Origin of the sequence: Streptomyces sp. CB03234 (genome assembly GCF_001905885.1) — a bacterium.
GTDB lineage: Bacteria > Actinomycetota > Actinomycetes > Streptomycetales > Streptomycetaceae > Streptomyces.
Map to the genome: position 1 here is coordinate 43,722 of NZ_LIYH01000002.1, position 24,946 is coordinate 68,667.

The 24,946-nt window shown below is 71.7% G+C and carries 25 protein-coding genes and 1 pseudogene; 19 read left to right on the forward strand and 7 right to left on the reverse strand.

The window, feature by feature from the left end; genetic code table 11:
* Positions 1 to 191 precede the first annotated feature (191 nt).
* From hemL to AMK26_RS06950, 8 genes are all read left to right on the forward strand, one after another.
* A complete protein-coding gene (gene hemL / locus AMK26_RS06915; protein ID WP_073753227.1) occupies positions 192 to 1,499 on the forward strand; it encodes a glutamate-1-semialdehyde 2,1-aminomutase in 1,308 nt (435 codons plus the stop codon).
* The gene (locus tag AMK26_RS06920) at positions 1,496 to 2,179 is read left to right on the forward strand and encodes a histidine phosphatase family protein (protein ID WP_073753229.1); all 684 of its coding nucleotides are present in this window, start codon (positions 1,496 to 1,498) and stop codon (positions 2,177 to 2,179) included. The genes hemL and AMK26_RS06920 overlap by 4 nt, the downstream gene beginning before the upstream one ends.
* 941 nt (positions 2,180 to 3,120) lie before the next feature.
* On the forward strand, positions 3,121 to 4,356 hold the full coding sequence (locus AMK26_RS06925) for a hypothetical protein (protein WP_073753231.1): 1,236 nt from the start codon (positions 3,121 to 3,123) through the stop codon (positions 4,354 to 4,356).
* Between the two features lie 67 nt (positions 4,357 to 4,423).
* Complete coding sequence (locus AMK26_RS06930) at positions 4,424 to 5,044, forward strand: TlpA family protein disulfide reductase (protein ID WP_073753233.1); 621 nt, start codon at positions 4,424 to 4,426, stop codon at positions 5,042 to 5,044.
* Between the two features lie 3 nt (positions 5,045 to 5,047).
* Positions 5,048 to 5,788, forward strand: coding sequence for a cytochrome c biogenesis CcdA family protein (locus tag AMK26_RS06935; protein WP_073753235.1), 741 nt, complete (start codon positions 5,048 to 5,050; stop codon positions 5,786 to 5,788).
* Positions 5,789 to 5,792: 4 nt separating this feature from the next.
* Complete coding sequence (resB, locus tag AMK26_RS06940) at positions 5,793 to 7,493, forward strand: cytochrome c biogenesis protein ResB (protein WP_073753237.1); 1,701 nt, start codon at positions 5,793 to 5,795, stop codon at positions 7,491 to 7,493.
* On the forward strand, positions 7,490 to 8,566 hold the full coding sequence (ccsB, locus tag AMK26_RS06945; RefSeq protein ID WP_073753239.1) for a c-type cytochrome biogenesis protein CcsB: 1,077 nt from the start codon (positions 7,490 to 7,492) through the stop codon (positions 8,564 to 8,566). The genes resB and ccsB overlap by 4 nt, the downstream gene beginning before the upstream one ends.
* 37 nt (positions 8,567 to 8,603) lie before the next feature.
* Complete coding sequence (locus tag AMK26_RS06950; RefSeq protein ID WP_073753241.1) at positions 8,604 to 9,122, forward strand: SRPBCC domain-containing protein; 519 nt, start codon at positions 8,604 to 8,606, stop codon at positions 9,120 to 9,122.
* Positions 9,123 to 9,203: 81 nt separating this feature from the next.
* Here the strand turns inward: AMK26_RS06950 and AMK26_RS06955 are convergent, their stop codons facing one another.
* The 4 genes from AMK26_RS06955 to AMK26_RS06970 all read right to left on the reverse strand — a co-directional run bounded on the left by AMK26_RS06955 (position 9,204) and on the right by AMK26_RS06970 (position 14,302).
* Positions 9,204 to 10,781, reverse strand: a complete 1,578-nt coding sequence (locus tag AMK26_RS06955; RefSeq protein WP_073753243.1) for an ABC transporter substrate-binding protein — start codon at positions 10,779 to 10,781, stop codon at positions 9,204 to 9,206.
* A gap of 1 nt (position 10,782) precedes the next feature.
* Positions 10,783 to 12,849: a hypothetical protein gene (locus AMK26_RS06960; protein ID WP_073754695.1), complete on the reverse strand. Its 2,067-nt coding sequence runs from the start codon at positions 12,847 to 12,849 to the stop codon at positions 10,783 to 10,785.
* A gap of 75 nt (positions 12,850 to 12,924) precedes the next feature.
* Positions 12,925 to 13,854, reverse strand: a complete 930-nt coding sequence (locus tag AMK26_RS06965; protein ID WP_073753245.1) for an isopenicillin N synthase family dioxygenase — start codon at positions 13,852 to 13,854, stop codon at positions 12,925 to 12,927.
* Entirely contained in the window at positions 13,847 to 14,302 is a 456-nt protein-coding gene (locus tag AMK26_RS06970) for a nucleoside deaminase (RefSeq protein ID WP_073753247.1), read from the reverse strand. The genes AMK26_RS06965 and AMK26_RS06970 overlap by 8 nt, the downstream gene beginning before the upstream one ends.
* A gap of 100 nt (positions 14,303 to 14,402) precedes the next feature.
* On the opposite strand from AMK26_RS06970, the gene AMK26_RS06975 reads away from it, so the two are divergent.
* On the forward strand, positions 14,403 to 15,335 hold the full coding sequence (locus tag AMK26_RS06975; protein ID WP_073753249.1) for a DMT family transporter: 933 nt from the start codon (positions 14,403 to 14,405) through the stop codon (positions 15,333 to 15,335).
* Here AMK26_RS06975 and AMK26_RS06980 read toward each other — a convergent pair.
* Complete coding sequence (locus AMK26_RS06980; protein ID WP_073753251.1) at positions 15,235 to 16,131, reverse strand: LysR family transcriptional regulator; 897 nt, start codon at positions 16,129 to 16,131, stop codon at positions 15,235 to 15,237. The genes AMK26_RS06975 and AMK26_RS06980 overlap by 101 nt on opposite strands.
* Positions 16,132 to 16,135: 4 nt before the next feature.
* Positions 16,136 to 16,606 (reverse strand): PLD nuclease N-terminal domain-containing protein, encoded by a 471-nt coding sequence (locus AMK26_RS06985; RefSeq protein WP_073753253.1) that lies wholly within the window; start codon positions 16,604 to 16,606, stop codon positions 16,136 to 16,138.
* A gap of 89 nt (positions 16,607 to 16,695) precedes the next feature.
* Here AMK26_RS06985 and AMK26_RS06990 point away from each other — a divergent pair, with 89 nt between their 5' ends.
* The 4 genes and pseudogenes from AMK26_RS06990 to AMK26_RS07005 form a co-directional block, all read left to right on the forward strand.
* Positions 16,696 to 18,147, forward strand: a complete 1,452-nt coding sequence (locus AMK26_RS06990; protein ID WP_073753255.1) for a menaquinone biosynthesis decarboxylase — start codon at positions 16,696 to 16,698, stop codon at positions 18,145 to 18,147.
* Positions 18,144 to 18,611: a hypothetical protein gene (locus AMK26_RS06995; RefSeq protein WP_073753257.1), complete on the forward strand. Its 468-nt coding sequence runs from the start codon at positions 18,144 to 18,146 to the stop codon at positions 18,609 to 18,611. Before AMK26_RS06990 ends, AMK26_RS06995 begins: the two co-directional genes overlap by 4 nt.
* Positions 18,608 to 19,507, forward strand: coding sequence for a menaquinone biosynthesis prenyltransferase MqnP (gene mqnP / locus AMK26_RS07000; protein WP_073753259.1), 900 nt, complete (start codon positions 18,608 to 18,610; stop codon positions 19,505 to 19,507). Before AMK26_RS06995 ends, mqnP begins: the two co-directional genes overlap by 4 nt.
* A 188-nt stretch (positions 19,508 to 19,695) precedes the next feature.
* Positions 19,696 to 19,971: pseudogene (locus tag AMK26_RS07005) on the forward strand (Uma2 family endonuclease); the annotation flags it as partial.
* On the opposite strand, the gene AMK26_RS07010 reads toward AMK26_RS07005, so the two are convergent.
* Complete coding sequence (locus tag AMK26_RS07010) at positions 19,958 to 20,584, reverse strand: rhomboid family intramembrane serine protease (protein ID WP_073753263.1); 627 nt, start codon at positions 20,582 to 20,584, stop codon at positions 19,958 to 19,960. The pseudogene AMK26_RS07005 and the gene AMK26_RS07010 sit on opposite strands and share 14 nt — an antisense overlap.
* A 155-nt stretch (positions 20,585 to 20,739) precedes the next feature.
* Here AMK26_RS07010 and AMK26_RS07015 point away from each other — a divergent pair, with 155 nt between their 5' ends.
* The 6 genes from AMK26_RS07015 (at position 20,740) to AMK26_RS07040 (ending at position 24,854) form a co-directional block, all read left to right on the forward strand.
* Complete coding sequence (locus AMK26_RS07015; protein ID WP_073754696.1) at positions 20,740 to 21,414, forward strand: UbiX family flavin prenyltransferase; 675 nt, start codon at positions 20,740 to 20,742, stop codon at positions 21,412 to 21,414.
* 119 nt (positions 21,415 to 21,533) lie between these two features.
* Positions 21,534 to 21,989 carry an Lrp/AsnC family transcriptional regulator gene (locus AMK26_RS07020; protein WP_073753265.1) on the forward strand — a complete coding sequence of 152 codons (456 nt, stop codon included), beginning with the start codon at positions 21,534 to 21,536 and terminating at the stop codon, positions 21,987 to 21,989.
* 47 nt (positions 21,990 to 22,036) lie between these two features.
* Entirely contained in the window at positions 22,037 to 23,200 is a 1,164-nt protein-coding gene (gene mqnE / locus AMK26_RS07025; RefSeq protein WP_073754697.1) for an aminofutalosine synthase MqnE, read from the forward strand.
* Between the two features lie 75 nt (positions 23,201 to 23,275).
* The gene (locus tag AMK26_RS07030) at positions 23,276 to 23,938 is read left to right on the forward strand and encodes a UdgX family uracil-DNA binding protein (protein ID WP_073753267.1); all 663 of its coding nucleotides are present in this window, start codon (positions 23,276 to 23,278) and stop codon (positions 23,936 to 23,938) included.
* A gap of 19 nt (positions 23,939 to 23,957) precedes the next feature.
* The gene (locus AMK26_RS07035) at positions 23,958 to 24,482 is read left to right on the forward strand and encodes a GNAT family N-acetyltransferase (RefSeq protein ID WP_073753269.1); all 525 of its coding nucleotides are present in this window, start codon (positions 23,958 to 23,960) and stop codon (positions 24,480 to 24,482) included.
* 117 nt (positions 24,483 to 24,599) lie between these two features.
* Positions 24,600 to 24,854 carry a DUF4229 domain-containing protein gene (locus AMK26_RS07040; protein ID WP_073754698.1) on the forward strand — a complete coding sequence of 85 codons (255 nt, stop codon included), beginning with the start codon at positions 24,600 to 24,602 and terminating at the stop codon, positions 24,852 to 24,854.
* Positions 24,855 to 24,946: the final 92 nt, after the last annotated feature.

Genomic DNA, 24,946 nt, shown 5'->3' on the forward strand with positions numbered 1-24,946 from the left:
GGGCCTCTGACACCATGGATTCCGTGAGCATTCCCTATGACGCCCCAGTTTCGCAGACCCGGAGGTCCGGCGCCTCGTCGTAAACAACGTCGCGGGCAGGCGAAGCGTTCAAGGAAGGCCCACTGGTGTCGTCCCGGCCGCCATGCCCGAGCATTGCTGCCGTCAACTCGTTCTCGCAGGTCAGGACCAACGTGCCGTATTCATACGAAGCCCCAGTCTCACAGACGCTTTTCGACCGCGCGTCCCTCGTGACGCCCGGCGGCGTGAACTCTCCCGTACGGGCCTTCCGGGCCGTGGGCGGTACGCCCCGGTTCATGGTGTCCGGTACGGGTCCGTACCTCAACGACGCGGACGGGCGTGAGTACGTCGATCTCGTCTGCTCGTGGGGGCCGATGATCCTCGGCCACGCGCACCCCGAGGTGATCGCTGCCGTCCAGGAGGCGGTGGCCCGTGGCACCTCCTTCGGTACGCCCGGGGAGGGCGAGGTGGCCCTCGCCGAGGAGATCGTGGCCCGGATCGAGCCCGTCGAGCAGGTACGTCTGGTGTCGTCCGGCACCGAGGCGACGATGTCCGCGATCCGCCTCGCCCGCGGCTTCACCGGCCGCGCGAAGGTGATCAAGTTCGCCGGCTGCTACCACGGGCACGTGGACGCGCTGCTGGCCGCCGCCGGCTCGGGCGTCGCCACCTTCGGGCTGCCCGACACGCCCGGCGTCACCGGCGCGCAGGCGGGCGACACGATCGTGCTGCCGTACAACGACCTCGACGCCGTACGCCAGGCCTTCGCCGCGCACCCCGGCGAGATCGCCTGCGTGATCACCGAGGCCTCGCCCGGCAACATGGGCGTGGTCCCGCCGCGCGACGGCTTCAACGCCGGTCTGAAGGAGATCTGCGCCGAGAACGGCGCCCTGTACATCTCCGACGAGGTCATGACCGGCTTCCGTACGTCGAAGGCCGGCTGGTACGGCGTCGACGGCGTCGCGCCCGACCTGATGACCTTCGGCAAGGTCATGGGCGGTGGCTTCCCGGCCGCCGCGTTCGGCGGCCGCGCCGACGTCATGGCCCACCTGGCCCCGGCCGGCCCCGTCTACCAGGCGGGCACCCTGTCCGGGAACCCGGTCGCCACCGCCGCCGGTCTGGCGCAGCTGCGGCTGCTCGACGACGCGGCGTACGAGAAGGTGAACGCCGTCTCGCGCGAGATCCAGGGCCTGGTGACCCAGGCGCTGGCCAAGGAGGGCGTGGCGCACCGCCTCCAGACCGCGAGCAACATGTTCTCCGTCTTCTTCACCGACGCGGAGGTCGTGAACTACGACGACGCGAAGAAGCAGGAGGCGTTCCGCTTCACCGCGTTCTTCCACTCGATGCTGGCGCAGGGTGTCTACCTGCCGCCGTCCGCGTTCGAGTCGTGGTTCGTGTCCACGGCGCACGACGAGCGCGCGGTGGAGCGGATCGCCGCCGCGCTGCCGGCCGCCGCCCGCGCCGCGGCGGAGGCCACCGTATGACCGGCAACGACGAGATCACCGTCGTCCACCTGATGCGCCACGGCGAGGTGCACAACCCGGACGGGATCCTGTACGGGCGCCGGGCGGGCTACCACCTGTCCGAGCTCGGCCGGCAGATGGCCGACCGGGTCGCCGAGCACCTGGCGGGGCGGGACGTCACGTACGTCGCCGCCTCCCCGCTGGAGCGCGCCCAGGAGACCGCCCAGCCGATCGCCAAGTCGCACGGGCTGGACCTCGCCACCGACGAGCGGCTGATCGAGGCGGGCAACGTCTTCGAGGGCAAGACGTTCGGCGTGGGCGACGGCGCGCTGCGCCGGCCGTCGAACTGGCGGCACCTGACCAATCCGTTCCGGCCGTCCTGGGGCGAGCCGTACATCGACCAGGTCGTCCGGATGATGGGCGCGCTGAACGCGGCGCGGGACGCGGCCCGGGGCCATGAGGCGGTGTGCGTCAGCCACCAGCTGCCGATCTGGATCGTCCGGAGCTTCGTCGAGCGGCGGCGGCTGTGGCACGACCCGCGTCGCCGGCAGTGCACGCTCGCGTCCCTCACCACGTTCACCTACCAGGGCGACAAGATCGTCTCGGTCGGCTACAGCGAGCCCGCCCGCGACCTCGTCCCGCCGCACCTGCTGGCCGGTGCCAAGCCGGCGAAGGGCAAGTCCAAAGCCTTCGGCGCCTGACCCCTGCCCCCACCGGGCGCCGCCGCCCCCTCGGGGCCGGCCGGCGCCCCGGGGCGGCGCGCGCCCGCGCGGCCACTTTGCCGTCGGCCCCGGTCCCGGCGGATGGACCTCGTCCCGTCCCAGGCTCGCCCGGGCCGCAGAGCCTGTGCCCGGCGCACGCGCCCGCAGCGCCGGGCGCGGCGCGCGCCCTTCGCGCCCCGCCGCGGTGCCCGCGCCCGCGCGCCGCCACTCCCGGCCTTGGCCCCGCTCGCGGCGACCGGCTCCCTCCCGTCCCGGATTTGGCCCGCCCGCGCGCCCGCGCGCCGCTCGGCCTTCGGCCCCGGCCCTGGCGGATGGACCTCGTCCCGTCCTAGGCTCGCCCAGGCCGCAAAGCCCGTGCCCGCCGCGCCCGTGCCCGCCGCGCCCGTGCCCGCCGCGCCCGTGCCCGCCGCGCCCGTGCCCGCCGCGCTGGGCGCTGGGCGCCGGGCGCGCCCCGCCGCGCGGCCTTCGCGCCCCGCCGTGGCGCCCGCGCGCGGCCACCCGGGCCTTCGGCCCCGTGCCAGCGCCCGGGTCTCATCCGCCCCTTGCCCGGGCCCCGGAGCTCCCGCGTCCGCAGCTCCCGGACCCGTAGAGCGCGGATCCGCAGCCGTCGACCCGGGTGTCGACGGCCAGATCTCGTCACCCCGAGCTTGCCCGAAGCGCCCGAAGCGCGCGTCCGCAACGCCCGCGCCCGCGCGCCCCCCGCCCGCCGCGCCCGCCCGCCGCGCCCGCCGCGCCCGCGCCCGCAACGCCCGCCCCCGCCCCGCCCGCGCACACGCCCGTGTCGTCAAGCTGCGGGTAACGGTCCCGTCACGCAGGGGATTGTGTGGTAATCGGGGGAACCGCCCTCTTCCTTCTGCCCTCTCACACATTGCCGGTTTGGAAGGTATGTCCGGCAACGAGCGAGCGCGGATGGGGACGATATGCGCGGGATCAGTCGAAGGGGCCTGCTGGGAGCCGGAGTTGGCGCCGCGGCCGCGATGGGGGTCGGTGGCTGCGGGTTGGGCGGCGGCTCGGACAAGCCCGGGAGCGGGCCCGGCGAGGGTGGGCAGAAAGGTACGGCCCCCGGCAAGGTAGAGGGGCGTCTCATAGGGGACGGTTCCACGTCCGACACCGGAAAGCAGCCCAACCAGCCCGACAGGCCCGTCCCCCTGGAGCCCGGGCAGACCCCGCCGCAGTTCGTGATCTTCTCCTGGGACGGCGCCGGCGAGGTCGGCAACGGCCTCTTCCCGCGCTTTCTCGAGCTCGCCAAGAACCACGACGCGGGCATGACCTTCTTCCTCTCCGGGCTCTACCTCCTGCCCGAATCGAAGAAGACCCTCTACCGCCCGCCGAACAACCGCCCCGGCGCCTCCGACATCGGTTACCTCACCGACGACCACATCAAGCAGACGCTGACGTACGTCCGCCAGGCCTGGCTCGACGGGCACGAGATAGGCACCCACTTCAACGGCCACTTCTGCGCCGGCTCCGGCTCGGTCGAGAAGTGGACCCCGGCCGACTGGCAGAGCGAAATCGACCAGGCGGTGAAATTCGTCACCGAATGGAAGACCAACAGCGGCTGGACCGACCTCGACCCGCTGCCCTTCGACTACCGCAAGGAACTCGTCGGCGCCCGCACCCCCTGCCTCCTCGGCCAGGACAACCTCCTGCCCACCGCCAAGAAGCTCGGCTGGCGCTACGACGCCAGCTCGCCCGGCGGCCACCAGAAGTGGCCCGTCAAGCGCCAGGGCATCTGGGACCTGCCGCTCCAGCAGATCCCCTTCCCCGGCCGCTCCTTCGAGGTCCTGTCCATGGACTACAACATGCTCGCCAACCAGTCGAAGAACACGACCAAGGGCATGCCGTCGCGCTATCCGGAATGGAAGAAGCAGGCCACCGAGGCCTACCTCGCCGGATTCACCCGCGCCTACGAATCGAATCGCGCGCCCCTCTACATCGGCAACCACTTCGAGCAGTGGAACGGCGGCATCTACATGGACGCCGTCGAAGAAGCCCTCAAGGGCATGGCCGGGAAGAAGGACGTAAGGCTCGTGTCGTTCAAGCAGTTCGTCGACTGGCTGGACGTCCAGGACCCGGGGATCCTCGACAAGCTCCGTACGCTCGAAGTCGGCCAATCGCCGGCGGGCGGCTGGAACACCTTCCTTAAGCCCGCCTGACATCGGGCTTTACGGGCAGGCAGGGGGGCGCGCAAGATCCCCGAAACGTACATGCGAAACTTTTCACATGAGCCTTAGCCGCGCCCCCCGAGGCCTCCTGCTCACCGCCGGCGCCGCCCTTGCGGCCGCGCTCACGCTGGCCGCGTGCAGCGGCGACTCCAACGGCACGTCCGGTGGTGGCGGCAACACCAACTTCGTCACCAACACCGGCGGTATCGACACCGTCGCCAAGGGCGAGCGCACGGCTCCCAACAAGCTCGCGGGCACCACCCTCGACGGCAAGCCCCTCGACGTCGCCGACCTCAAGGGCAAGGTCGTCGTGCTGAACGCCTGGGGCTCCTGGTGCGGCCCCTGCCGGGCCGAGGCGAAGCACTTCACCAAGGTCGCCACCGACCTCAAGTCCGAGGGCGTGGAGTTCGTCGGCATCAACACCCGCGACCCCAACAAGCAGCCCGCCCTCGCCTTCGAGAAGGACTTCGCGGTCCCCTACCCGAGCCTGTACGACCCGGCCGGCGAGCTGATCCTCAACGGCTTCCCCAAGGGCACGCTCAACCCGCAGGGCATCCCCTCCACCGTCGTCCTCGACCGTGACGGAAAGATCGCGGCACGCGCGCTCATGCCGCTCAACGAAACCAAGCTGCGCAAGATGATCGACCCGATCGCGGCCGAGAAGGCCTCGGGGAACTAGCCGATGTACAACGAGACGGTCTCCAGCGGGGCCCTCCTGCTCGCCCTGCCCATCGCGGTGCTCGGCGGGCTGGTCTCCTTCTTCTCGCCCTGCGTCCTGCCGCTCGTGCCCGGCTACCTCAGTTACGTGACCGGCGTCACCGGCACCGACCTGGCCGAGGCCCGGCGGGGCCGGATGGCCGCCGGCGCGGCCCTCTTCGTCCTCGGCTTCTCCGCCGTCTTCGTCTCCGGCGGCGCCCTCTTCGGCTACTTCGGCTGGACCCTCCAGGAACACCGCGAAACGCTCACCACCGTCCTCGGCGTCCTGATGGTCCTGATGGGCGTCTTCTTCCTGGGACTCATGCCGTGGTTCACCCAGCGGGAGTTCCGCTTCCACAAGCGGCCGGTGACCGGGCTGGCCGGTGCGCCGCTGCTGGGTGCCCTGTTCGGCATCGGCTGGACGCCGTGCATCGGCCCGACGCTCGCCTCCGTCCAGGCCCTCGCCGCCAACGAGGCCAGCGCGGGGCGCGGGGCGCTGCTGACCCTCGCGTACTGCCTCGGCCTCGGCCTGCCGTTCGTGCTCGCCGCGGTCGCGTTCCGCAAGGCGCTCGGCGCCTTCTCCTGGGTGAAGCGGCACTATGCGTGGGTGATGCGGATCGGCGGCGGCATGATGATCCTGACCGGGCTGCTGCTGCTCACAGGTGCGTGGGACACCCTCGTACAGCAGGTGCAGGGCTGGTCCAACGGTTTCCAGGTGGGGATCTAGTTCCATGAGCAAGACAGAGACGACGACCGAGCGGGACGAGGCGGCGGCCGGTGCGCAGCTGTCCACCGCACCCAGGGAAGAGGTCGTCCAGGCCGGCGGCCCGGCGCTCGGCGTCATCGGCTGGATCCGCTGGTTCTGGCGCCAGCTGACCTCCATGCGGGTCGCGCTGATCCTGCTCTTCCTGCTGTCGCTCGGCGCGATCCCCGGCTCCCTCATCCCGCAGAACAGCGTCGACGAGCTGAAAGTCCGCTCCTTCAAGGAAGCGCACGAGACGCTGGCGCCGGTCTACGACAAGCTCCAGCTCTTCGACGTCTACAGCTCGGTGTGGTTCTCCGCGATCTACATCCTGCTGTTCGTCTCCCTCATCGGTTGCATCGTCCCGCGCACCTGGCAATTCGTGGGACAGCTGCGAGGCCGCCCGCCGGCCGCTCCCAAGCGCCTGACCCGCCTGCCCGCGTACACCACCTGGCGCACCGAGGCCGCGCCCGAGGAGGTGCGCCGGGCGGCGCTGGCCATGCTCAGGAAGCGGCGCTTCCGGGCCCACACGGCGGGTGACGCCGTCGCGGCCGAGAAGGGGTACCTGCGGGAGGTCGGCAACCTGCTCTTCCACATCGCGCTGATCGTGATGCTGGTGGCCTTCGCCGTGGGCCAGCTCTTCAAGTCCGAGGGCGGCAAGCTGATCGTCGAGGGCGACGGCTTCTCCAACACGCTCACCCAGTACGACGACTTCAAGTCCGGCTCCCTGTTCTCCACCGACGAGCTGGCGCCGTTCACCTTCACCCTGAACCAGTTCACCGGTACGTACGAGACGAGCGGCCCGCAGCGCGGCACCCCCCGCACCTTCGAGGCGGACGTCACGTACTCCAAGGGCGGCGGTGAGAAGAAGCGGAGCGTCATCCGGGTCAACGAGCCGCTGGAGGTCGACGGCTCGAAGGTCTACCTGATCGCCCACGGGTACGCGCCCGTCGTCACCGTCAAGGACGGCAAGGGCAAGGTCGTCTTCCAGGGCGCCGTCCCGCTCCTGCCGATCGACAACAACATCACCTCCACCGGCGTGATCAAGGTGATGGACGGCTACCGCGACAAGAACGGCAAGAAGGACCAGCTGGGCTTCCCGGCCTTCTTCGTGCCGACGTACGCGGGCAAGGGCCAGGGCCAGATGTTCAGCCAGTTCCCCGGGCTGGCCTTCCCCGCGCTCAACCTGAGCGCGTACCGCGGCGACCTGCGCGTCGACAGCGGACTGCCGCAGAACGTGTACCAGCTCGACACCAGCAAGATGAAGCCGTTCAAGGACGCGAACGGCGACATCTTCAAGAAGACGCTGGTACCGGGCGAGACGATGACCCTCCCGGAGGGAGCGGGCTCGATCACCTTCGAGAAGGAGATCAAGGAGTGGGCCAGCTTCCAGATCTCCCAGCAGCCCGGCAACGGCCTCGCCCTCACCGGCGCGATCGTCGCGATCGCCGGGCTGGTCGGCTCGCTGTTCATCCAGCGCCGCCGGGTCTGGATCCGGGCCGTACGGGGGGACGACGGCGTGACCGTCGTCGAGATGGCGGGGCTGGGGCGGAGCGAGTCCGCGAAGCTCCCCGAGGAGCTGGCCGACCTGGCGGTCACGCTCCATTCCGTGGCGCCGACCGCGCCCGAAGCCGATGCCGATGCCGAAGCCGAAGCCGAAGAAGCAGCTGCTGAAGGGGCTGAGAAGTGAATCTCGCCGCCGCGACGAACGAGAGCCTGGCGGAGATGAGCAATGTGCTCATCTACTCCTCCATGGCCGTCTACACCCTGGCCTTCCTCGCGCACATCGCCGAGTGGGTCCTCGGCAGCCGCAGCAAGGTCGGCCGTACGGCGGCGGCCCTGACCGCCCGTCCCGCCGCCGCGCAGGTGCGGGTGGGAGGGCAGCGGGCCGGAGGCACCGCCGTCCTCGACAAGCCGACGGTGGTCACCCGCTCCGCCACCGGTGCGCGTGACGTACCGGACGGGCCCGGCGCGGCCGGCGGGGACGAGAAGGGCGACCTGTACGGGCGTATCGCCGTCTCGCTGACCACCCTCGCCTTCCTCGTCCAGGCGGCCGGCGTGGTCACCCGCGCGCTGTCCGTGCAGCGGGCCCCCTGGGGCAACATGTACGAGTTCTCCACCACCTTCTCCACGGTGGTGGTCGGCGCGTACCTCGGCTTCCTCGTCGCCAAGAAGAACGTCCGCTGGATGGGGCTGCCGCTGGTCACCACCGTCCTGCTGGACCTGGGCATCGCCACGACCTGGCTGTACACCGAGAGCGACCAGCTGGTCCCGGCCCTGCACTCGTACTGGCTGTGGATCCACGTCTCCACGGCGATCTTCTGCGGCGCGGTCTTCTACCTGGGCGCGGTCGCCACGCTGCTCTACCTCTTCCGGGACTCCTACGAGAACAAGCTCGCGGGCGGCGGTACGCCGAACGGCTTCGCCCGCTCCGTGCTGGAGCGGCTGCCGGCGGCCGCGAGCCTGGACAAGTTCGCGTACCGCGTCAACGCGGCGATCTTCCCGCTGTGGACCTTCACGATCATCGCGGGCGCGATCTGGGCCGGTGACGCGTGGGGCCGCTACTGGGGCTGGGACGCCAAGGAGGTCTGGTCGTTCATCACGTGGGTCGCGTACGCCGCGTACCTGCACGCGCGGGCGACGGCCGGCTGGAAGGGCCGCAAGGCCGCGTACGTGGCGCTGATCGCGTTCGCCTGCTGGCTGTTCAACTACTACGGCGTCAACATGTTCGTCAACAGCCTGCACTCGTACGCGGGCGTGTGAGGTAGCGCCCGGCGGGGGAGCGCGCGACGCTGGATACATGGCCGAACAGATCCCTCCCGGCACCAGTACGAGTCACGGCGACACCCACACCGTGCGGTTCGTGGTCCCCCTGGCCCACCCCGAGGAGCGGGTCTGGCTCGCCCTGACCACCCCCGGTGGGCTGCGGGGGTGGCTCGCCGAGGCCGAGGTCCTGCAGGCCCGGCTCGGCGGGGCGGTCACCCTGCGCTGGCTCAACACGAAGCCGGCGACCGTGGTGTCCGGGACGGTCACCGCGTGGGACGTGGAACGGATCGTCGAGTACACGGTCGAGGTGCACGGCCGGATGCGGTTCCACATCGAGCCGGGCGGCCCCCCGGGGTCGACCGTGCTGCGGTTCACCAACGAGTTCCGGGGGACGGACGACCTGCGGCTGGACTGCCTGGCCGGCTGGCACGACCACTTCACCTACCTCGCCGACTTCCTCGACGGCCGCGCGGCGGACTGGGCGGCCTGGTCCCGGGAGCGCTGGCAGGACCTGCGCGACCGGTACGAGGCCCGCGACTTCGGCGCGACGTGACGCCGCGGGCCGGCGGTGCGTTGCCCGCGCGCCCACCCGCGGCCCGGCGTCCCGGACCGGCCCGGCGGCCGCGGCGGTTGCCTAGGGCCGGCGCGGTGGCAGGCAGTCGCTCGTCGGGGGCTTGCCCTCGGGCCAGGCGATCTCCACGAACCGGGGGGCCCCGCGGGTCAGCTCCACCACCGGGACCGCCTTGTTGTGCGGGTTGCCGGAGTTGTCCAGGCAGATCCAGCCACTCGCGCCGTGCACCCGCAGGGGGCCCTGCACCTGGGCCCACTGCTTGCCCACGTCCTCGAACGGGGGCACCGTCCGCCCCTTCGGCGTCGCCATCCGGATGGCCTGGACGGCCGCCGCCATCGCGTCGTACGCGATGATCGCCTGCCCGTCGGTGAGCCCCACCGGCCGCAACGGCGGGCGTGGCGTGGGCTTCGACGCCTTCGGGGACAGCCGCGCGGCCTCCATCGCCTTCTCGAAGTCCGCGTACGCGCCCGTGGTCCCGCCCGTCGCCGGATTCGGCCTGCCCTTCACCGCCCGCCAGGCGTCGGGGTGGGCGAGCGCGGCGTAGCGGACGGTCAGCCCGGAGTCGAGGGACTCCTTCTTGAGCCGCTCGTCCGCTCCCAGGTACGAGCCCTCGTCGCCGGTCAGCACCGTGAAGGTGCGGTGCGCGCAGCCGCGTTCCCCGAGCGCGTTGACGAAGTGGCGCAGCTGGGTGTGGCGCCCGGCGAAGAACACCGTCTCGGCGCGGGAGGCGCAGAGGATGTGCGTGATGTGCGCGAAGGTGTTGGGCGTGGGGTCGGGGTCCTTCGGGTGCTTCGGCGAGGTGAACAGCTGCGGCGGGTGCGGGGACTTGCGCAGCAACTCCGAGAAGGCGTCCTTGAGCGTGTCCGTGTAGTTGTCCCCGGTGCGGGTGTCATGGACGAGGAACGCCTTCTCCGAGTCCACCTTGGCGAAGTTGGCCAGCGCGTCCGCCAGGTCCTTGTTGGTGGGGACGACCCGCGCGAGGCCGGGGAACGGATGGTCGCCGGGGCGGGGGTGGCCGTTGGCGATGTCGTCGGCGGTGATCGTGGTCCCCACGACCGCGATGTCCGCGCGCGTCAGCTCGGTCACGGCCGCTTTGACCGGCGCGCTGCTGGTGGCTATGCCGGAGACCGCGCGCAGGTGGTGCGGGGCGCCGGTCATGCCCGTGAGCTGCTCGACCGCCGTACGCCAGTGGGCGTTGCCGTCGCCGGTGTTGGCCAGCACCAGCCGGATTTTGGGCAGCTTGCCGTTGTCGTCGTGATTGGCCTTGTACTGGCGGGCGAACGAGCCCCGCACCTCGTGGACCACCTTGGTCCGCATCTCGGCGCTCGTGGACGTCAGGGGCAGGAGCACGGCGACCGTCACGTACTGGCCCGCCGTCAGCGTGTCGTTCTCCCGGTCGATGGCGGCGGCGGCCTCCGTCAGCGCCGTGACGCCGAAGTCGTGGCCGTCGCCGGAGACCCCGACGCACTCGTCACTGCCCACCGGGCGCGCGACGCCGGGGGCGCAGGAACGGTCGTCCGGGGCGGTCAGCCGGTCGACGGCGTACACCGCGCCCCAGGCCAGCAGCGCCAGCACCAGCACACTCGTGACGATCTTCTGCCGGGTGGTGTAGAAGACCCGGTAGCGGAGGGGATGGGGCACGTCAGACTCCGTCCTCCCGTCCCGGCGGCACCGTCGGGGCCCGCCAGGCACGGATGTCCCTCGGCCAGTGGGTGGCCGCTTCCCACAGCGGACTGGTGCCGGTCAGATGCCGGCCGGACAGCTGCCGCAGCTCGTGGATCAGCTTGTCGATCACGTCGTCGTCCGGCAGGGCGAGCGGGTCGGTCAGCAGCCACACCGCGTGCAGCAGCCGCCGCAGCCCCAGGTGCAGGGCCGTCGCGTCGGCGTCCAGCCCGTCGGGCAGCGGGCCGCCCGGGTCCTCGCCGAGCGCCACCGCGCGGCGCGGATCGGGGCCGGTGCGACCCTGCTCGCGGGGGTACGGGGCGGTGGCGATGAGCCGCAGCCGGTCCAGCCAGTCCAGGACGTCCGGACCGGGGAACGCCAGCCGCAGCTCGGTCACCGCCTCCTCGGCCCGGCCGAGCGCCAGGTCCTGCCGGAGGCGGTACGGGGTCGGCTCGGGGCCGTGGTGGCGGTGCAGCGTCTCGTGGACGGCGCGCCACGCGGCGTACGCGGGCGCGTCGGCGTCGTGGAACCGCAGCCGGTGCAGCAGCAGGGCCCGCAGCAGCGGGTCCGCCACGAAGTGCCCGCCCGCCTCGGGCCAGCCGTCCGCCCGCAGCGCGTCCCGCACCAGCAGCGCCATGTCGCCCTCCACCGACGCGCCGCGCAGCCGGGTGCGGGCCAGCACGCGGGCCGACTCCTCGTCGTGGGCGGCGGCCAGCACGGCGGCCACGTCCGGGCGCAGCCCGGGCGGCAGCAGCCCGGCGAGCAGGGTGTCCGCGACCGGTACGGCGGCGGTGTCCTCGCGCAGCTCCACCGTCAGGTCCAGCAGCGCACCCGGCGTGAGCCCGCCGCGCCCGGCCGCCGGCACCCTGCCCACCGCCCGCCCGAGCAGCGCCACCGCCAGCGGCCGGCCGCCCGCCAGCCGGTGGACCGCCCGCGACAGGTCGGCCGGGGTGCGCCCCGCCGGGTCGTACCGGTCGAACACGGCCCGGGTGTGCGCCGCGCTCAGCGGCGTCAGCTCCACGGCGAGGATGCCCGACGTGATGTCCGCGCCCCGCTCCCAGCCCGCCGTGTGCGCGACCTCCGGCAGCCGCTTGCGGGTCGCCCGGCGCAGCCCCTCGTGGTCGCGGTCCCGGGACGCGGCGATGACGACGAGCTGGTCGCGGCTCCCGGCGCTGCGGTCCCGCAGGACCGGCTCGACCAGCCGCCGCCCGAGCGGCAGGTGGGCGTTGTCCAGCAGGACGAGCGGGCGGCCGCGCCGGGTCCCGCGCCGGGTGAGGCCCACGTACGCCCGGCGTACGTCCTCCACGAGCGCCCCGACCAGGAAGCCCTCGGCCTCCTCCCGGCGCCGCCCGCCCTGCTCGAAGTCGACGGCCAGCTGGTGCAGCCCCAGCTCGCCCCGGCCGCCCGCGTTGCGGTACGCGCCGTACCAGGCCTTGGACTTGCGCTGGTGGCGGCCGAACACCTCCTCCAGGACGGTCTCCACCGTCGCCTCGGCCAGCAGCCCGGCGAGCGGCGCCGTCGACTCGGCGACCGTCGAGGCCAGCTTGGCCAGCACCTTGGAGACCCACGTACCGGCCGCGCCCTTGGCCTCGTCGACGGTCGCCAGGACCGGGCCGAGACGCTGGAGGTCGCGCCGCGCCCGGTCGTCGTCCTCCTGGGTCCAGCCGGTGACCGCGACCGCCGCGAGGCCCAGCGCGAGGCGCGGGAACTCCACCGGCTTCGCCGAGTGCACCCTCGGCGACAACTGCACGGCCAGCTCCGCGAGCGCGCCCGTCAGCGGATTCCAGCCGGGCCCGTGGTCGAAGGGCGGTTCGATGTGCGCGCAGTCCAGCAGCGCGAGCGGGGTACCGCCCCGGTAGGCGTTGCGGAGCTGCTTGAGCAGCGCGGTCTTGCCCATGCCCCGGCCGCCGGTGAAGACCGTGACGGGCGGATCGTCGCCGTGCTCGTACCCGGCGGGGCTGAAGCTGTACGGGGTGAGTCCGGTCAGCCGGGCGGCCAGACCACGCTCGTCCAGCACCGCCTCGCGGCCGTACAGCTCTCTGTCCACCGCCACCCCCCGTGACTCAGCGTCAAGCTCAGGTTACTTTCGAACCGTTGGCCGCGTGAGGGGTCGGGCGAACCGTCATTCAGTCGTGATGGCGTCCAGTTGCCTGCGCAGGTACGTGTGCGAGTCGGTGCCCCGTACGTCCGTCCCCGGATCGCACTCGTAGAAGTACACCAGCGACATCAGCTCCTCGGACGGTACGTCGGCGGGCGGCGGCAGCACCCGGTGGCGGCCCGAGCGCCAGCGGCCGTCCGTCCAGAAGGCCATCAGGTCCCCGATGTTGACGGTGAAGGCGTCCGGGTCGTACGGGGCGTCCTCCCAGCCGCCCTCGTCCGTGAACACCTGGAGCCCGCCCCGGCCCGCCTGCCGGTCCAGCACCGTCACCGTGCCGAAGTCCGTGTGCGGCCCGATCCGGAACTGGCCCTCCTCCGGCTCCCCGACCACGTCCCGCCCCGGATACCAGTTGATGTTGAAGCCCCAGGTGGGGTGCGTGGTGTGCCGGGTGAAGAAGTCCTCGCGCTCGCCGAGCGCCACGCCCAGCAGCTCCAGCAGCCGGTCGGACAGCTCCCGCATCCGCGCCAGGTACTCCTCCACCAGCGGCCTCAGCCCCGGCACCTCGGCCGGCCAGGTGTTGGGCAGGAACCACTCCGCGTCCACCGCCGGCTCGCCGGTCGGCTCGTGGGACGCGAACGACAGCGACTCCTTCAGGTCCGGCGGGCTCGCCGTCCCCTCCGCGTACGCGTTGGCCTCCGCGCCCGGGCCGAGCCAGCCGCGCCCGCCGACCTTCACGGCGTACGGCTCCTTCACCCGCCTATCCAGGTGGAAGAACCGCCGCGCCTCCTCCCGGATCGCCGCCCGCAGCCCCGGCTCCACCCCGTGCCCGGTCACCAGCAGGAACCCGGCGGTGCGCAGCGCCCGGTCGACGGTCCGCGCGGCCCGGGCACGGGCGGCGGGGTCGCCGGACAGCCAGGGCGACAGGTCGATCACGGGAATGGCCGGTTCACTCATCGCCGATGTCCTCGCTCCAGAGCGCCGGGTGTTCCTCGATGAAGTCGCGCATCATGGCGACACACGCCGTGTCGTCCAGCAGCACGACCTCCACACCGTGCCCGGCCAGCCAGTCGTGGCCGCCGTGGAACGTCTCCGCCTCGCCGATCACCACCCGCGAGATCCCGAACTGCCGCACCAGCCCGCTGCAGTACCAGCAGGGCGACAGCGTGGTCACCATGGTCGTCCCCCGGTACGACCGCTGCCGCCCGGCCGCCCGGAACGCGGCCGTCTCGGCGTGCATGGACGGATCACCGTCCTGTACGCGGCGGTTGCGCCCCCGCCCCAGGAGCGTGCCGTCCGCCCCGTACAGGGCGGCCCCGATGGGGATCCCGCCCTCGGCGAGCCCGGCGCGCGCCTCGGCGACGGCCGTCTCCAGCCACTGCCGTGCCTGCTGCTGAAGGTCCATGACAGCCACTCTTCCCCATCGGCCGCGCCGATGACCCCATCGGCGGGACGCCCCACTGGCTCGTGGACCGGCCGCCTGCGCCATCCGTAGCGTCACCGCCATGAGAAACGAAACCAAGGGCACGGTCGAGCTCACCCTCGCCATGGTGCTGTCCGGCACCCTCGGCATCTTCGTCGTCGAGTCGGGGGCGTCCCCGTTCAACGTCGTCTTCTTCCGCTGCCTCTTCGGGGCCCTGGCGCTGGGCGCGTACGCCCTCGTCCGTGGCTACTTCACCGACCACGGGTTCACCGCGAAGAAGCTCGGCCTCGCCGCGCTCGGCGGCGTGTTCATCGTCTTCAACTGGGCGTTTCTCTTCGAGGCGTACGAGGCGACCTCGATCTCCTTCGCGACCGTCGTCTACCACACCCAGCCCTTCTACGTGGTGCTGCTCGGCGCGGTGCTCCTCCGGGAGCGGCTCACGGCCGCCAAGCTCGGCTGGCTGGTGGTGGCGTTCGCCGGGCTGATCCTGGTCTCCGGCATCCGGCCGGGGGACACCGGCTCGCTCAAGGGGCTCGGGCTGGCGCTGCTGGCCGCCGTGTTCTACGCCATCTCGACCGTCGTCACGAAGCGGGTCACCGGCGTACGGCCGCACCTGGTCGCCCTCGTCCAGGTCCTGGTCGGCATCCCGCTGCTGCTGCCGTTCGCGGACTTCGCCCAGGTCGCCGGCCTGGGCGCGGGCTGGGCGTGGCTCGCCGGACTGGGCCTGATCCACACCGGCCTGATGTACGTCCTGATGTACGCGGCGTACCAGAAGCTGCCCACCGCCAAGATCGCCGTGCTGGCCTTCACCTACCCGGCCGTCGCGATGCTCGCCGACTGGGCGGTGTACGGCCACCACATCGGGCTCGTACAGGCCCTGGGCCTGCCGCTGATCGTGCTGGCGAGCCTGCAGGTCACGCTTGTGTCTGCTCGCGCACGAGCCGCCGTGCCTGCTCCACGAACAGCCGCACCTGCGCCGGAAGCCGCTTCCCGCGCCGCCACGCGAGTTGCGTGAACAGCGTGAACGGCGGCTCCCAGGCCAGCTCCACCAGCGTCCCCGCCGCCAGCTCCCGCGCCACCGTCACGCGCGGGAGCAGCGCCACGCCCAGACCGGCCGCCACCCCGCTCTTCGTCGCCTCGATGGTGCCGAACTCCATGAACGGCGGCGGCGCGCCGGTCCGCTCCCGCAGCTCCTCCTCGAACAGGTCGCGGTACGGGCAGCCCGGCTCCGTCCCGACGAGCTGCACGGCCGCCAGGTCGCCCGTGGACAGGTCCGGCAGGCCGGACAGGGGGTGCGCGGGCGCGGCGACCAGGACCAGCGGCTCGGCCGTGAGCACCTCGCTCTCCAGCCCCGTGTGCTCGGTCTCGCGCTCCATCAGGAACCCGATGTCGTACGTGCCCTGCCGCAGCGCCTGCCGCGTCTCGTCGCCCAGCGTGGGCCGCAGCGACAGCCGCACCTTCGGGTAGCGGTGGTGGAACAGCTCCAGCAGCGCGGGCAGCCGGTAGGACGTCAGCGACTCCATGGTGCCGATGTTGACCGTCCCGGCCGGCTCCTCCGCCGCGGCGACCGCCGCCCTCGCCTCGTCGGCCAGCTCGATCATCTGCCGGGCGTACGGCAGCAGCCGCTCACCCGCCTCCGTCAGCCGGATACGGCTGCCGAGCCGGTCGAACAGCTCGGTGCCGAGCGAGGACTCCAGCGACCGGATCTGGCTGGTCACGCTGGACTGGGCGTACTTCAGCTCGGCGGCGGCCTGCGTGAAGCTGAGGATGCCGGCGACCTTCTCGAAGGTCACCAGGAGCCGTATCTCCACGAGGTCAGGACTTCTCGGGTCCGGTGCCGGGGGCAGTGCCGGGGCCGGTGTCGCCGCCGCCGTCCTGCTGCTCGTCCTCGTCCTCGCCCTCGCCCTTGTCCTTGCCCTTGCCCTTGAGCTCTTCCTCGCGGCGGCGCAGGTCGGCCTCCCAGTCCTTCAGGAGCGACTCGTCCTTCTTGTTGTCCTCACGGATGGACTTCAGGAACTCCGGGTTGTCGTCGGGCGCCACCCACTCCGTGCGGTGGTTGCGGTAGCCCTTCGAAAAGGGGGAGGGCGTGCGACCGCCGGCCGGGGCGTGGCGGAGCTTGCCCGCGGCGAGCCAGACGATCGGGCCGACGATCCAGAACAGCAGGATGATGAAGATCCAGGCCACCTTGGGCAGGTGCCTGGCCTCGTCCTCGGGGGTGTTCAGGCAGTCGATGAACGCGTAGATCGTCAGCGCCAGCGGCAGGATGTACAGCAGTGCCCTGAGCATGTGGGACAGCCCCCTGGAAGCATTGGCGGGCCGCGTTTCGTCAGCCCCGGTGACAAGGCCAGGGTAACCGGTGGCCGATACTGGGCCCCATGGCTTACGACGATCTCCGCTCGCTGCTCAGGGCCCTGGACCGCGAAGGCGACCTCAAGCGCATCAAGGCCGAAGTCGACCCGTATCTGGAGGTCGGGGAGATCGTCGACCGGGTCCAGAAGTCCGGCGGCCCCGCTCTGCTCTTCGAGAACGTACGCGGGTCCTCGATGCCGCTCGCGATGAACGTGTTCGGGACGGACCGCCGGCTGCTGAAGGCGCTGGGCCTGAAGTCGTACGACGAGATCAGCGCGAAGATCGGCGGGCTGCTGAAGCCGGAGCTGCCGCACGGCTTCGTGGGCGTGCGCGAGGCGTTCGGCAAGCTGGGCGCGATGACCCACGTACCGCCGAAGAAGGTCAAGGACGCGCCGGTCCAGGAGGTCGTGCTGCGGGGCGACCAGGTGGACCTGGACCAGCTCCCGGCGCTGTTCACCTGGCCCAAGGACGGCGGGTCGTTCTTCAACCTGGGACTGACCCACACCAAGCACCCCGAGAACGGCATCCGCAACCTCGGGCTGTACCGGCTCCAGCGCCACGACCGGCGCACCATCGGCATGCACTGGCAGATCCACAAGGACAGCCGCAACCACTACCAGGTCGCCGCCCGGCGCGGGGAGCGGCTGCCGGTCGCCATCGCGTTCGGGGCGCCGCCGGCCGTGACGTACGCCTCGACGGCCCCGCTGCCCGAGGACATCGACGAGTACCTGTTCGCGGGCTTCCTGCAGGGCAAGCGGATCGAGATGGTCGACTGCAAGACGGTGCCGCTCCAGGTGCCGGCGCAGGCGGAGGTCGTCCTGGAGGGCTGGCTGGAGCCGGGCGAGATGCTGCCCGAGGGGCCGTTCGGCGACCACACGGGCTTCTACACCCCGCAGGAGCCGTTCCCCGCGCTGACGATCGACTGCGTGACCATGCGGAAGCGCCCGCTGCTCCAGTCGATCGTGGTGGGCCGCCCGCCGACGGAGGACGGCCCGCTGGGCCGGGCGACGGAACGCTTCTTCCTCCCCCTCCTCAAGATCATCGTGCCGGACATCGTGGACTACCACCTGCCGGAGTCGGGTGGCTTCCACAACTGCGCGATCGTCTCGATCGACAAGAAGTACCCGAAGCACGCGCAGAAGGTCATGCACGCCATCTGGGGCGCGCACATGATGTCGCTGACCAAGCTGATCGTGATCGTCGACGCCGACTGCGACGTCCGCAACATGCACGAGGTGTCGTGGCGGGCCCTCGGCAACACCGACTACGCCCGCGACCTCACGGTCGTCGAGGGCCCGGTCGACCACCTGGACCACGCCTCCTACCAGCAGTTCTGGGGCGGCAAGGCAGGCATCGACGCCACGAAGAAGTGGCCCGAGGAGGGCTACACGCGCGACGGCGGCTGGCCCGACATGGTCGAGTCGGACCCGGCGACGGCGGCGCTGGTGGACCGCCGCTGGAAGGAGTACGGCCTGTGAGCCCCGCCCCTGGAGGCCCAGCCCTCTTCATCGGCACCGACACCTCCTACGTCGCCCTGGTGCGCCCCGCGCTCGACCCGGCCGACGACGGCGTCCGGCTGGCCGCCGAGGAGGCGGGCGTCCCGCCGGAGGAGTTCGCCGGTCCCGGAGACATCTGGGCCGTCCTCGTCGAGAACGACGGCGAGGGCGACGGCTTCGAGCTGCCCGGTGTGCGTGACTCCGAACCGGCCGGTTTCGCCGAGCGGCTGCGCGCCGAGCTGGCGGCGGCGGCCGGCCCGTTCACGGTCGACGGCGGCGCCGTGCTGCGCCTGGACGCCCGCCCGGCCGGCCCGGACGCGTACGCCTTCACGGCGCACATCACCCCGCCCGACGACCCCGAGACGGAGCTGACCGTGGAGACGGGCCCGGTGCCGGTCGCCGCGCTGCTGGCCGACCTCGACGCGTTCCTCGGGAGCCTCGCATGACGACGACCACCGCGCCGCGGCCGGCCGGCCGGATCAAGGCCTTCCTGCGGCTGGTGATGATCGAGCACTCGGTCTTCGCGCTGCCTTTCGCGTACATCGCCGCGCTCACCGCGATGTTCCGGACCGACACCACCGTCCACTGGCTGGAGCTGCTGCTGGTCACCGTGGCGATGGTGGGCCTGCGCACCTTCGCGATGGCCTGCAACCGGATCATCGACCGCGAGATCGACGCCCGTAACCCGCGCACGGCGGGGCGCGAGCTGGTCACCGGCGCGGTGTCCGTCCGGTCCGCCTGGACGGGCGCGCTGGTGGCGCTGGCCGTCTTCCTGGGCGCGGCCGCCCTGCTGAACCCGCTGTGCCTGGCGCTCGCGCCGGTCGCGGTCGTCCCGATGGTGGTCTACCCGTACGGCAAGCGGTTCACGAACTTCCCGCACGCCATCCTGGGCCTCGCCCAGGCCATGGGCCCGGTCGGCGCGTGGATCGCGGTCACCGGGGCGTGGTCGTGGGAGGCGGTGATCCTGGGCCTCGCCGTGGGCGTCTGGATCGGCGGCTTCGACCTGATCTTCGCCTGCCAGGACGTCCAGGCCGACCGCGCCCACGGCGTGAAGTCCGTCCCCGCCCGCTTCGGCATCCCGGCGGCCCTGTACGGGGCCCGGGGCGCCCATGCGGTGACCACCGCGCTGCTGGTCTGGTACGCCCTGGCCACCGGCGCGGGCCCGTTCTTCTGGGCGGGCCTGCTGATCGTCGCGGTCGCGTTCCTCTACGAGCACACCATCGTGCGCCCGCACGACCTGTCGCGGTTGAACCGGGCGTTCTTCACGGTCAACGGCTTCATCGGGATTGCCCTGTTCGTGTGCGCGCTGGCCGACCTCCTGGTGCGTGGGCTCACGGTGTAACCCGATCGTGTGATCGACGTGGGCGTTCGCCGTGCGGCACGCTCTCCCCGTCGGCTCCCCGCCCGGTGCGGGGACGGAACGGAGGAGGCGGGCAGTGACCGATACCGGAGGCAGCCCACTCCGCTCCCGGCTGAGCCGGTTCGAAGACGTCTTCCCCGGGCACCGCACCGAGCTCGTACCCGCCCGACCTCGTCGGACTGGCCATCGAGGTCGTCTCGCCGAGCAGCGTGCGCAACGACTACGAGGTCAAGGACCGCGCGTACGCGCGGCGCGGTATCCCGCACTACCTGATCTTCGACCCGTACAAGGCGCACTGCCTGACGCTGTGGAACCCGGGTCCCGACGGCTATCGCGGGCGGGACGTGATCCCGTACGGCGACACGGTGACCGTGGAGTCCGGCCTCGGCAAGCTCACCGTCGACACCACCGACCTGCCCGTGGACCCCGGCGTCAGCCGGCCGTGACCCCGGCCGCCGCACCGCGCGGACGGCGGCGGCGGAAGACGAAGGCCGCTGCCACGCCCGCCAGCAGGCCGAACAGGTGGCCCTGCCAGCTGACGCCCGACTGGGTGGGCGATATGCCCAGCAGGATGGTGCTGCCCCAGACGGCGCCGATCAGCAGGCCCACCACGATGTCCATCGGCTTGCGGTCCACGAAGCCGCGCACCAGCAGGTAGCCGAAGAGGCCGAAGATCAGGCCCGACGCGCCCGCCGTGACGCTGTACGCGGGGGACACCAGCCACACCCCCAGGCCGTCCACGATCACGATCAGCGCGGCGACGGCCAGGAAGCGCCGGATGCCGCCGAGTGCGGCGAGGAAGCCGAACACCAGCAGCGGGACGCTGTTCGCCGCCACGTGGCCGAATCCGAAGTGCAGGAACGCGGCCGGGACGAGGTCGCGCAGCTCGACGACCTCGCGCGGTGAGATGCCGTACGCGTCGAGGGCGTGGCCGCTCGCCAGGTCGACGGCCTCCAGCAGCCACAGCAGGGCCACCCACCCGAGCATCAGCACGGCGGCGGCCTTCACCCGGTCGGCGCCGGTCCGGCCGGTGACCTCGCCCCTTGTCGTCCCTGCCATGGCGGCCCCCTGTGGTGATGCACGTCGGTGAGCGCGCCGGTGAGCGCGTCCGTGAGCGCGTCCGTGAGCGCGTCTCCCGCGGAAACGTCCGGGGCGCCCCGCTCGGTTCCGTACCGGCCGGTTCCGTACCGGTCCGGCCGGATAGGCTCAGCGGCGTGGAGCCGGTAGAAGTGCAGCGTCGCCCGTGGGTCGTCGGGGTGTCGGGGGCGTCAGGGACCCCGTACGCCGCCGCCGTGCTGCGCGGGCTGCTCGCTGCCGGGGAGAGCGTCGACCTGGTGGTGTCCCGGGCGTCGCGGCTGACGCTGCTGGACGAGACCGGGATCGCGTTCCGGGACGCGCACTGGCGCGAGGACCTGACGGAGTGGCTGTCGCGGGGCGCGGACGGCAAGCCGGGGGCGTTCCCCGTGGACGTGTCTGACGTACGGCACTGGGCGGCGGGCGACCTCGCGGCCGGGCCGTCGTCCGGTTCGTACCCCGTCAAGGGGATGCTGATCGTGCCCGCTTCCACCGCGTGCGTGGCGGGGGTGGCGCTCGGCCTGTCCAAGGACCTGTTGCAGCGGGCGGCGAGCGTGACGCTGAAGGAGCGGCGCACGCTGGTGGTCGCGGTGCGGGAGACCCCGCTGAACGGCCAGACGCTCAAGCACCTGGTGGCCCTGGACGAGGCGGGCGCGGTGGTGCTGCCCGCCTCCCCGGCGTTCTACGCGGGCGCGACGCACATCCAGGACCTGGTGGACTTCGTCGCGGGGCGCGTGCTGGACGCGGCGGGGGTGCCGCACCAGCTGTACCGCCGCTGGAGGGGCGAACTGGGTGGTGCTTCCCGTGGGGACTAGCGCGTCCCGGCCGTGCCGGTCGTGTACAGGATGAGGATCGTCTCCTGACGGACCCGTGTGTGCCTTTGTTTTTACAATCAAACGTGCTGTGTTGCTGAACAATGGAAGGCTTCAGGTATATGGACGCCGTGGATAGGCAGCTCATCCAGGCCCTTCGTGAGAACGGCAGGGCCTCGTACGCCGAGCTCGGCCGGCTCGTCGGGCTCTCCGGGCCCTCCGTCACCGACCGGATCAACCGCCTGGAGGCGGCGGGCGTCATCACCGGCTACCGCGCCACGGTGGACTCCGCCTCCCTCGGCCTGGGCGTCACGGCGCTGATCGGCATCTCCCTCTCCGACGCCGCCGACCACGAGGACGTGGCGCGCCGGCTGCGGGACCTGGCCGAGATCGAGGACTGCTGGTTCATCGCCGGTGACGACTCGTTCATGCTCAAGGTGCGGGCGAGCGACGTGGACGGCCTGGAGAAGACCATCCGCCGGCTGTCGGGGACGAAGGGCGTGTCCCGTACGCGTACGACGATCGTGCTGTCGACGAAGTGGGAGAACCGGGTCGGCGACTTGCCGGAGGAAGGCTAGGCGTACGGTGGTGGAGCCCGATTGACACACGTATGGGAGGCGGCCTGATGGACGCGGGGCTCAAGCGCGAGCTGGAGGAGAAGGTCCGGTCCGGGGAGCGGCTGACCCGCGAGGACGGCATCGCCCTCTACGAGTCGGACGACCTGGCGTGGCTCGGCGGCCTCGCCCATGAGGTGCGTACGCGCAAGAACGGCGACGTCGTGCACTTCAACGTCAACCGGCACCTCAACATGACGAACGTGTGCACGGCGTCGTGCGCCTACTGCTCGTTCCAGCGCAAGCCGGGCGAGAAGGACGCGTACACCATGCGCATCGAGGAGGCCGTCCGCCTCGCCAAGGCGATGGAGAACGAGAACCTCACCGAGCTGCACATCGTCAACGGGCTCCACCCCAACCTGCCGTGGCGCTACTACCCCCGCTCGCTCAGCGAGCTGAAGAAGGCGCTGCCGAACGTCTCGCTGAAGGCCTTCACGGCGACCGAGATCCACCACTTCGAGACGATCTCCGGGCTGTCCGCCTCCGAGATCCTCGACGAGCTGATCGAGGCGGGTCTCGAATCGCTGACCGGCGGCGGCGCGGAGATCTTCGACTGGGAGGTCCGCCAGCACATCGTGGACCACCGCACCCACTGGGAGGACTGGTCCCGCATCCACCGCCTCGCGCACGAGAAGGGTCTGAAGACCCCGTGCACGATGCTGTACGGGCACATCGAGGAGCCCCGCCACCGGGTGGACCACGTGCTGCGGCTGCGTGAGCTGCAGGACGAGACCGGCGGCTTCCAGGTCTTCATCCCGCTGCGCTACCAGCACGACTTCGTGGACATGAAGGACGGCAAGATCCGCAACCGCCTCCAGGCGCGGACGACCATGGCGACGGGCGCCGAGGCGCTGAAGACCTTCGCGGTCTCGCGGCTGCTGTTCGACAACGTCCAGCACGTCAAGGTCTTCTGGGTCATGCACGGCGTGCAGACGGCGCAGCTGGCGCTCCAGCACGGCGCGGACGACATGGACGGCTCGGTCGTCGAGTACAAGATCACGCACGACGCGGACAACTACGGCACGCCCAACAAGCTGGGCCGTGAGGACCTGCTGGAGCTGATCCGGGACGCCGGCTTCCGCCCGGTGGAGCGCAACACCCGGTACGAGATCATCCGCGAGTACCCGGGCCCGGACCCGGACCGCCGCGAGTCGCCGCAGCCCATGCGGGTGTGACCCCCGTCGTGGGCACCAAGGTGTGGCCCCTCCCCGTACAGGTCTGACCTGCCGCCCCGAGGGTACCCGGGGCGCATGGCCAGTCGTACGAGGACCGCCCCCGAGGACGCCTACACCGCCGAGCCCTTCGTGCCCGAGGGCGCCGGGATCGAGGCGCTGCGCGAGGCGGCCGCCGGGTGCCGGGGCTGCCCGCTGCACCGGGACGCGACCCAGACCGTGTTCGGCGCCGGGAACGTCCACGGGCGCGTCCTGCTCGTGGGGGAGCAGCCGGGCGACCAGGAGGACCGGCAGGGCGCGCCGTTCGTCGGCCCGGCCGGCAAGCTCCTGGACCGGGCGCTCGCCGAGGCCGGGATCGAGCCGGGTGACACGTACACCACCAACGCCGTCAAGCACTTCAAGTTCGAGGTCGTCCCCGAACGCGGCAAGCGCCGTATCCACAAGGCGCCCAGCCTCCGCGAGATGACCGCCTGCCGGCCGTGGCTGGAGGCCGAGCTGCGGCTCGTCGACCCCGAGCTGATCGTGGCCCTCGGCGCGACCGCCGGGAAGGCGCTGCTCGGCTCCTCCTTCCGGGTCACCAAGCAGCGCGGCATGCTCCTGCCGTTCCCCGGCCACGAGGAGCTCGGCGAGTGCCTGCTCGCGACCATCCACCCCTCCGCCGTACTGCGCGCCGACGACCGCGAGGCGGTGTACGAGGGGCTGGTGTCCGACCTGCGGATAGCCGCCCGGGCCCTGCGCTGAGCCGTTTATCGTCGAATGCATGCCGTTGAACTTCGAACTGGACCCGCGGATCGACCCCGCCCTCCGTGACGGCGTCCTCACGCTGTGGACGGACGTCTCCAACGCGGGTGGTTCCGTCGGCTTCGTTCCGCCCGTCACGCCGGACGACATACGCCCGGAGTGGGTCAAGCACCTCACCGCCATCACCGAGGGCCGCACCCGCCTGCTCGTCGGCCGCGACGAGGACGGCGCCGTCGCCGCCACGGCGTTCATCACGTACAACACGCACCGCCTGATGCGGCACTGGGTGTGGCTCTACACCGTGATGGTCCACCCCCGCCACCACGGCAAGGGGTACGGGCGCGACCTCATGGCCGCGACGGAGGCGGCGGTACGCGGCCTCGGCGGCATCGAGGCGATCCGGCTCACCTGCCGCGGCGGCACCGGCGTCGACCGGTTCTACGCCTCGTGCGGCTACAAGGAGGTCGGGCGCATCCCGGACGCGATCCGCGTCGCGGACGGCGACGACCGCGACGACATCGTCATGCTGCTCCCCCTGAACTGATCAATTCGCCACGTGCTTCACTAGTCAGGCAGGAACGCCGTACCAAGGAACACGAAGGAAGAAGGCCACGCCGTGTCCGCTGCTGCCCGCACGAGCGCCACGATCCGGTACACCCTGATGCGTCTGGGCATCTTCGCCGGCTGCTTCCTCGCCCTGTGGGGTCTGGTGTACGTGGGTGTGCTGCCGCGCGGCCTCGGGGACTCCAACCTCCTGTGGGTGCTGCTCCTGTCGATCGTGATCTCGGCGCCCCTCAGCTTCGTCCTGCTGCGCAAGCAGCGTGACGCGATGTCCGCGCAGATCGTCGAGAAGGTCGACAGCGCGAAGGCCCGCCTGGAGGCCAACCGGACCCGTGAGGACAGCGTCGCCCAGTGAGGTAGCTCACGCCCTCCGCTCGTATCGCGCACCCCCGTGCCGAAGCCGCGCTTCGTACGGGGGTGTTGGCGTTCCGGGCGGCACCCGCACCC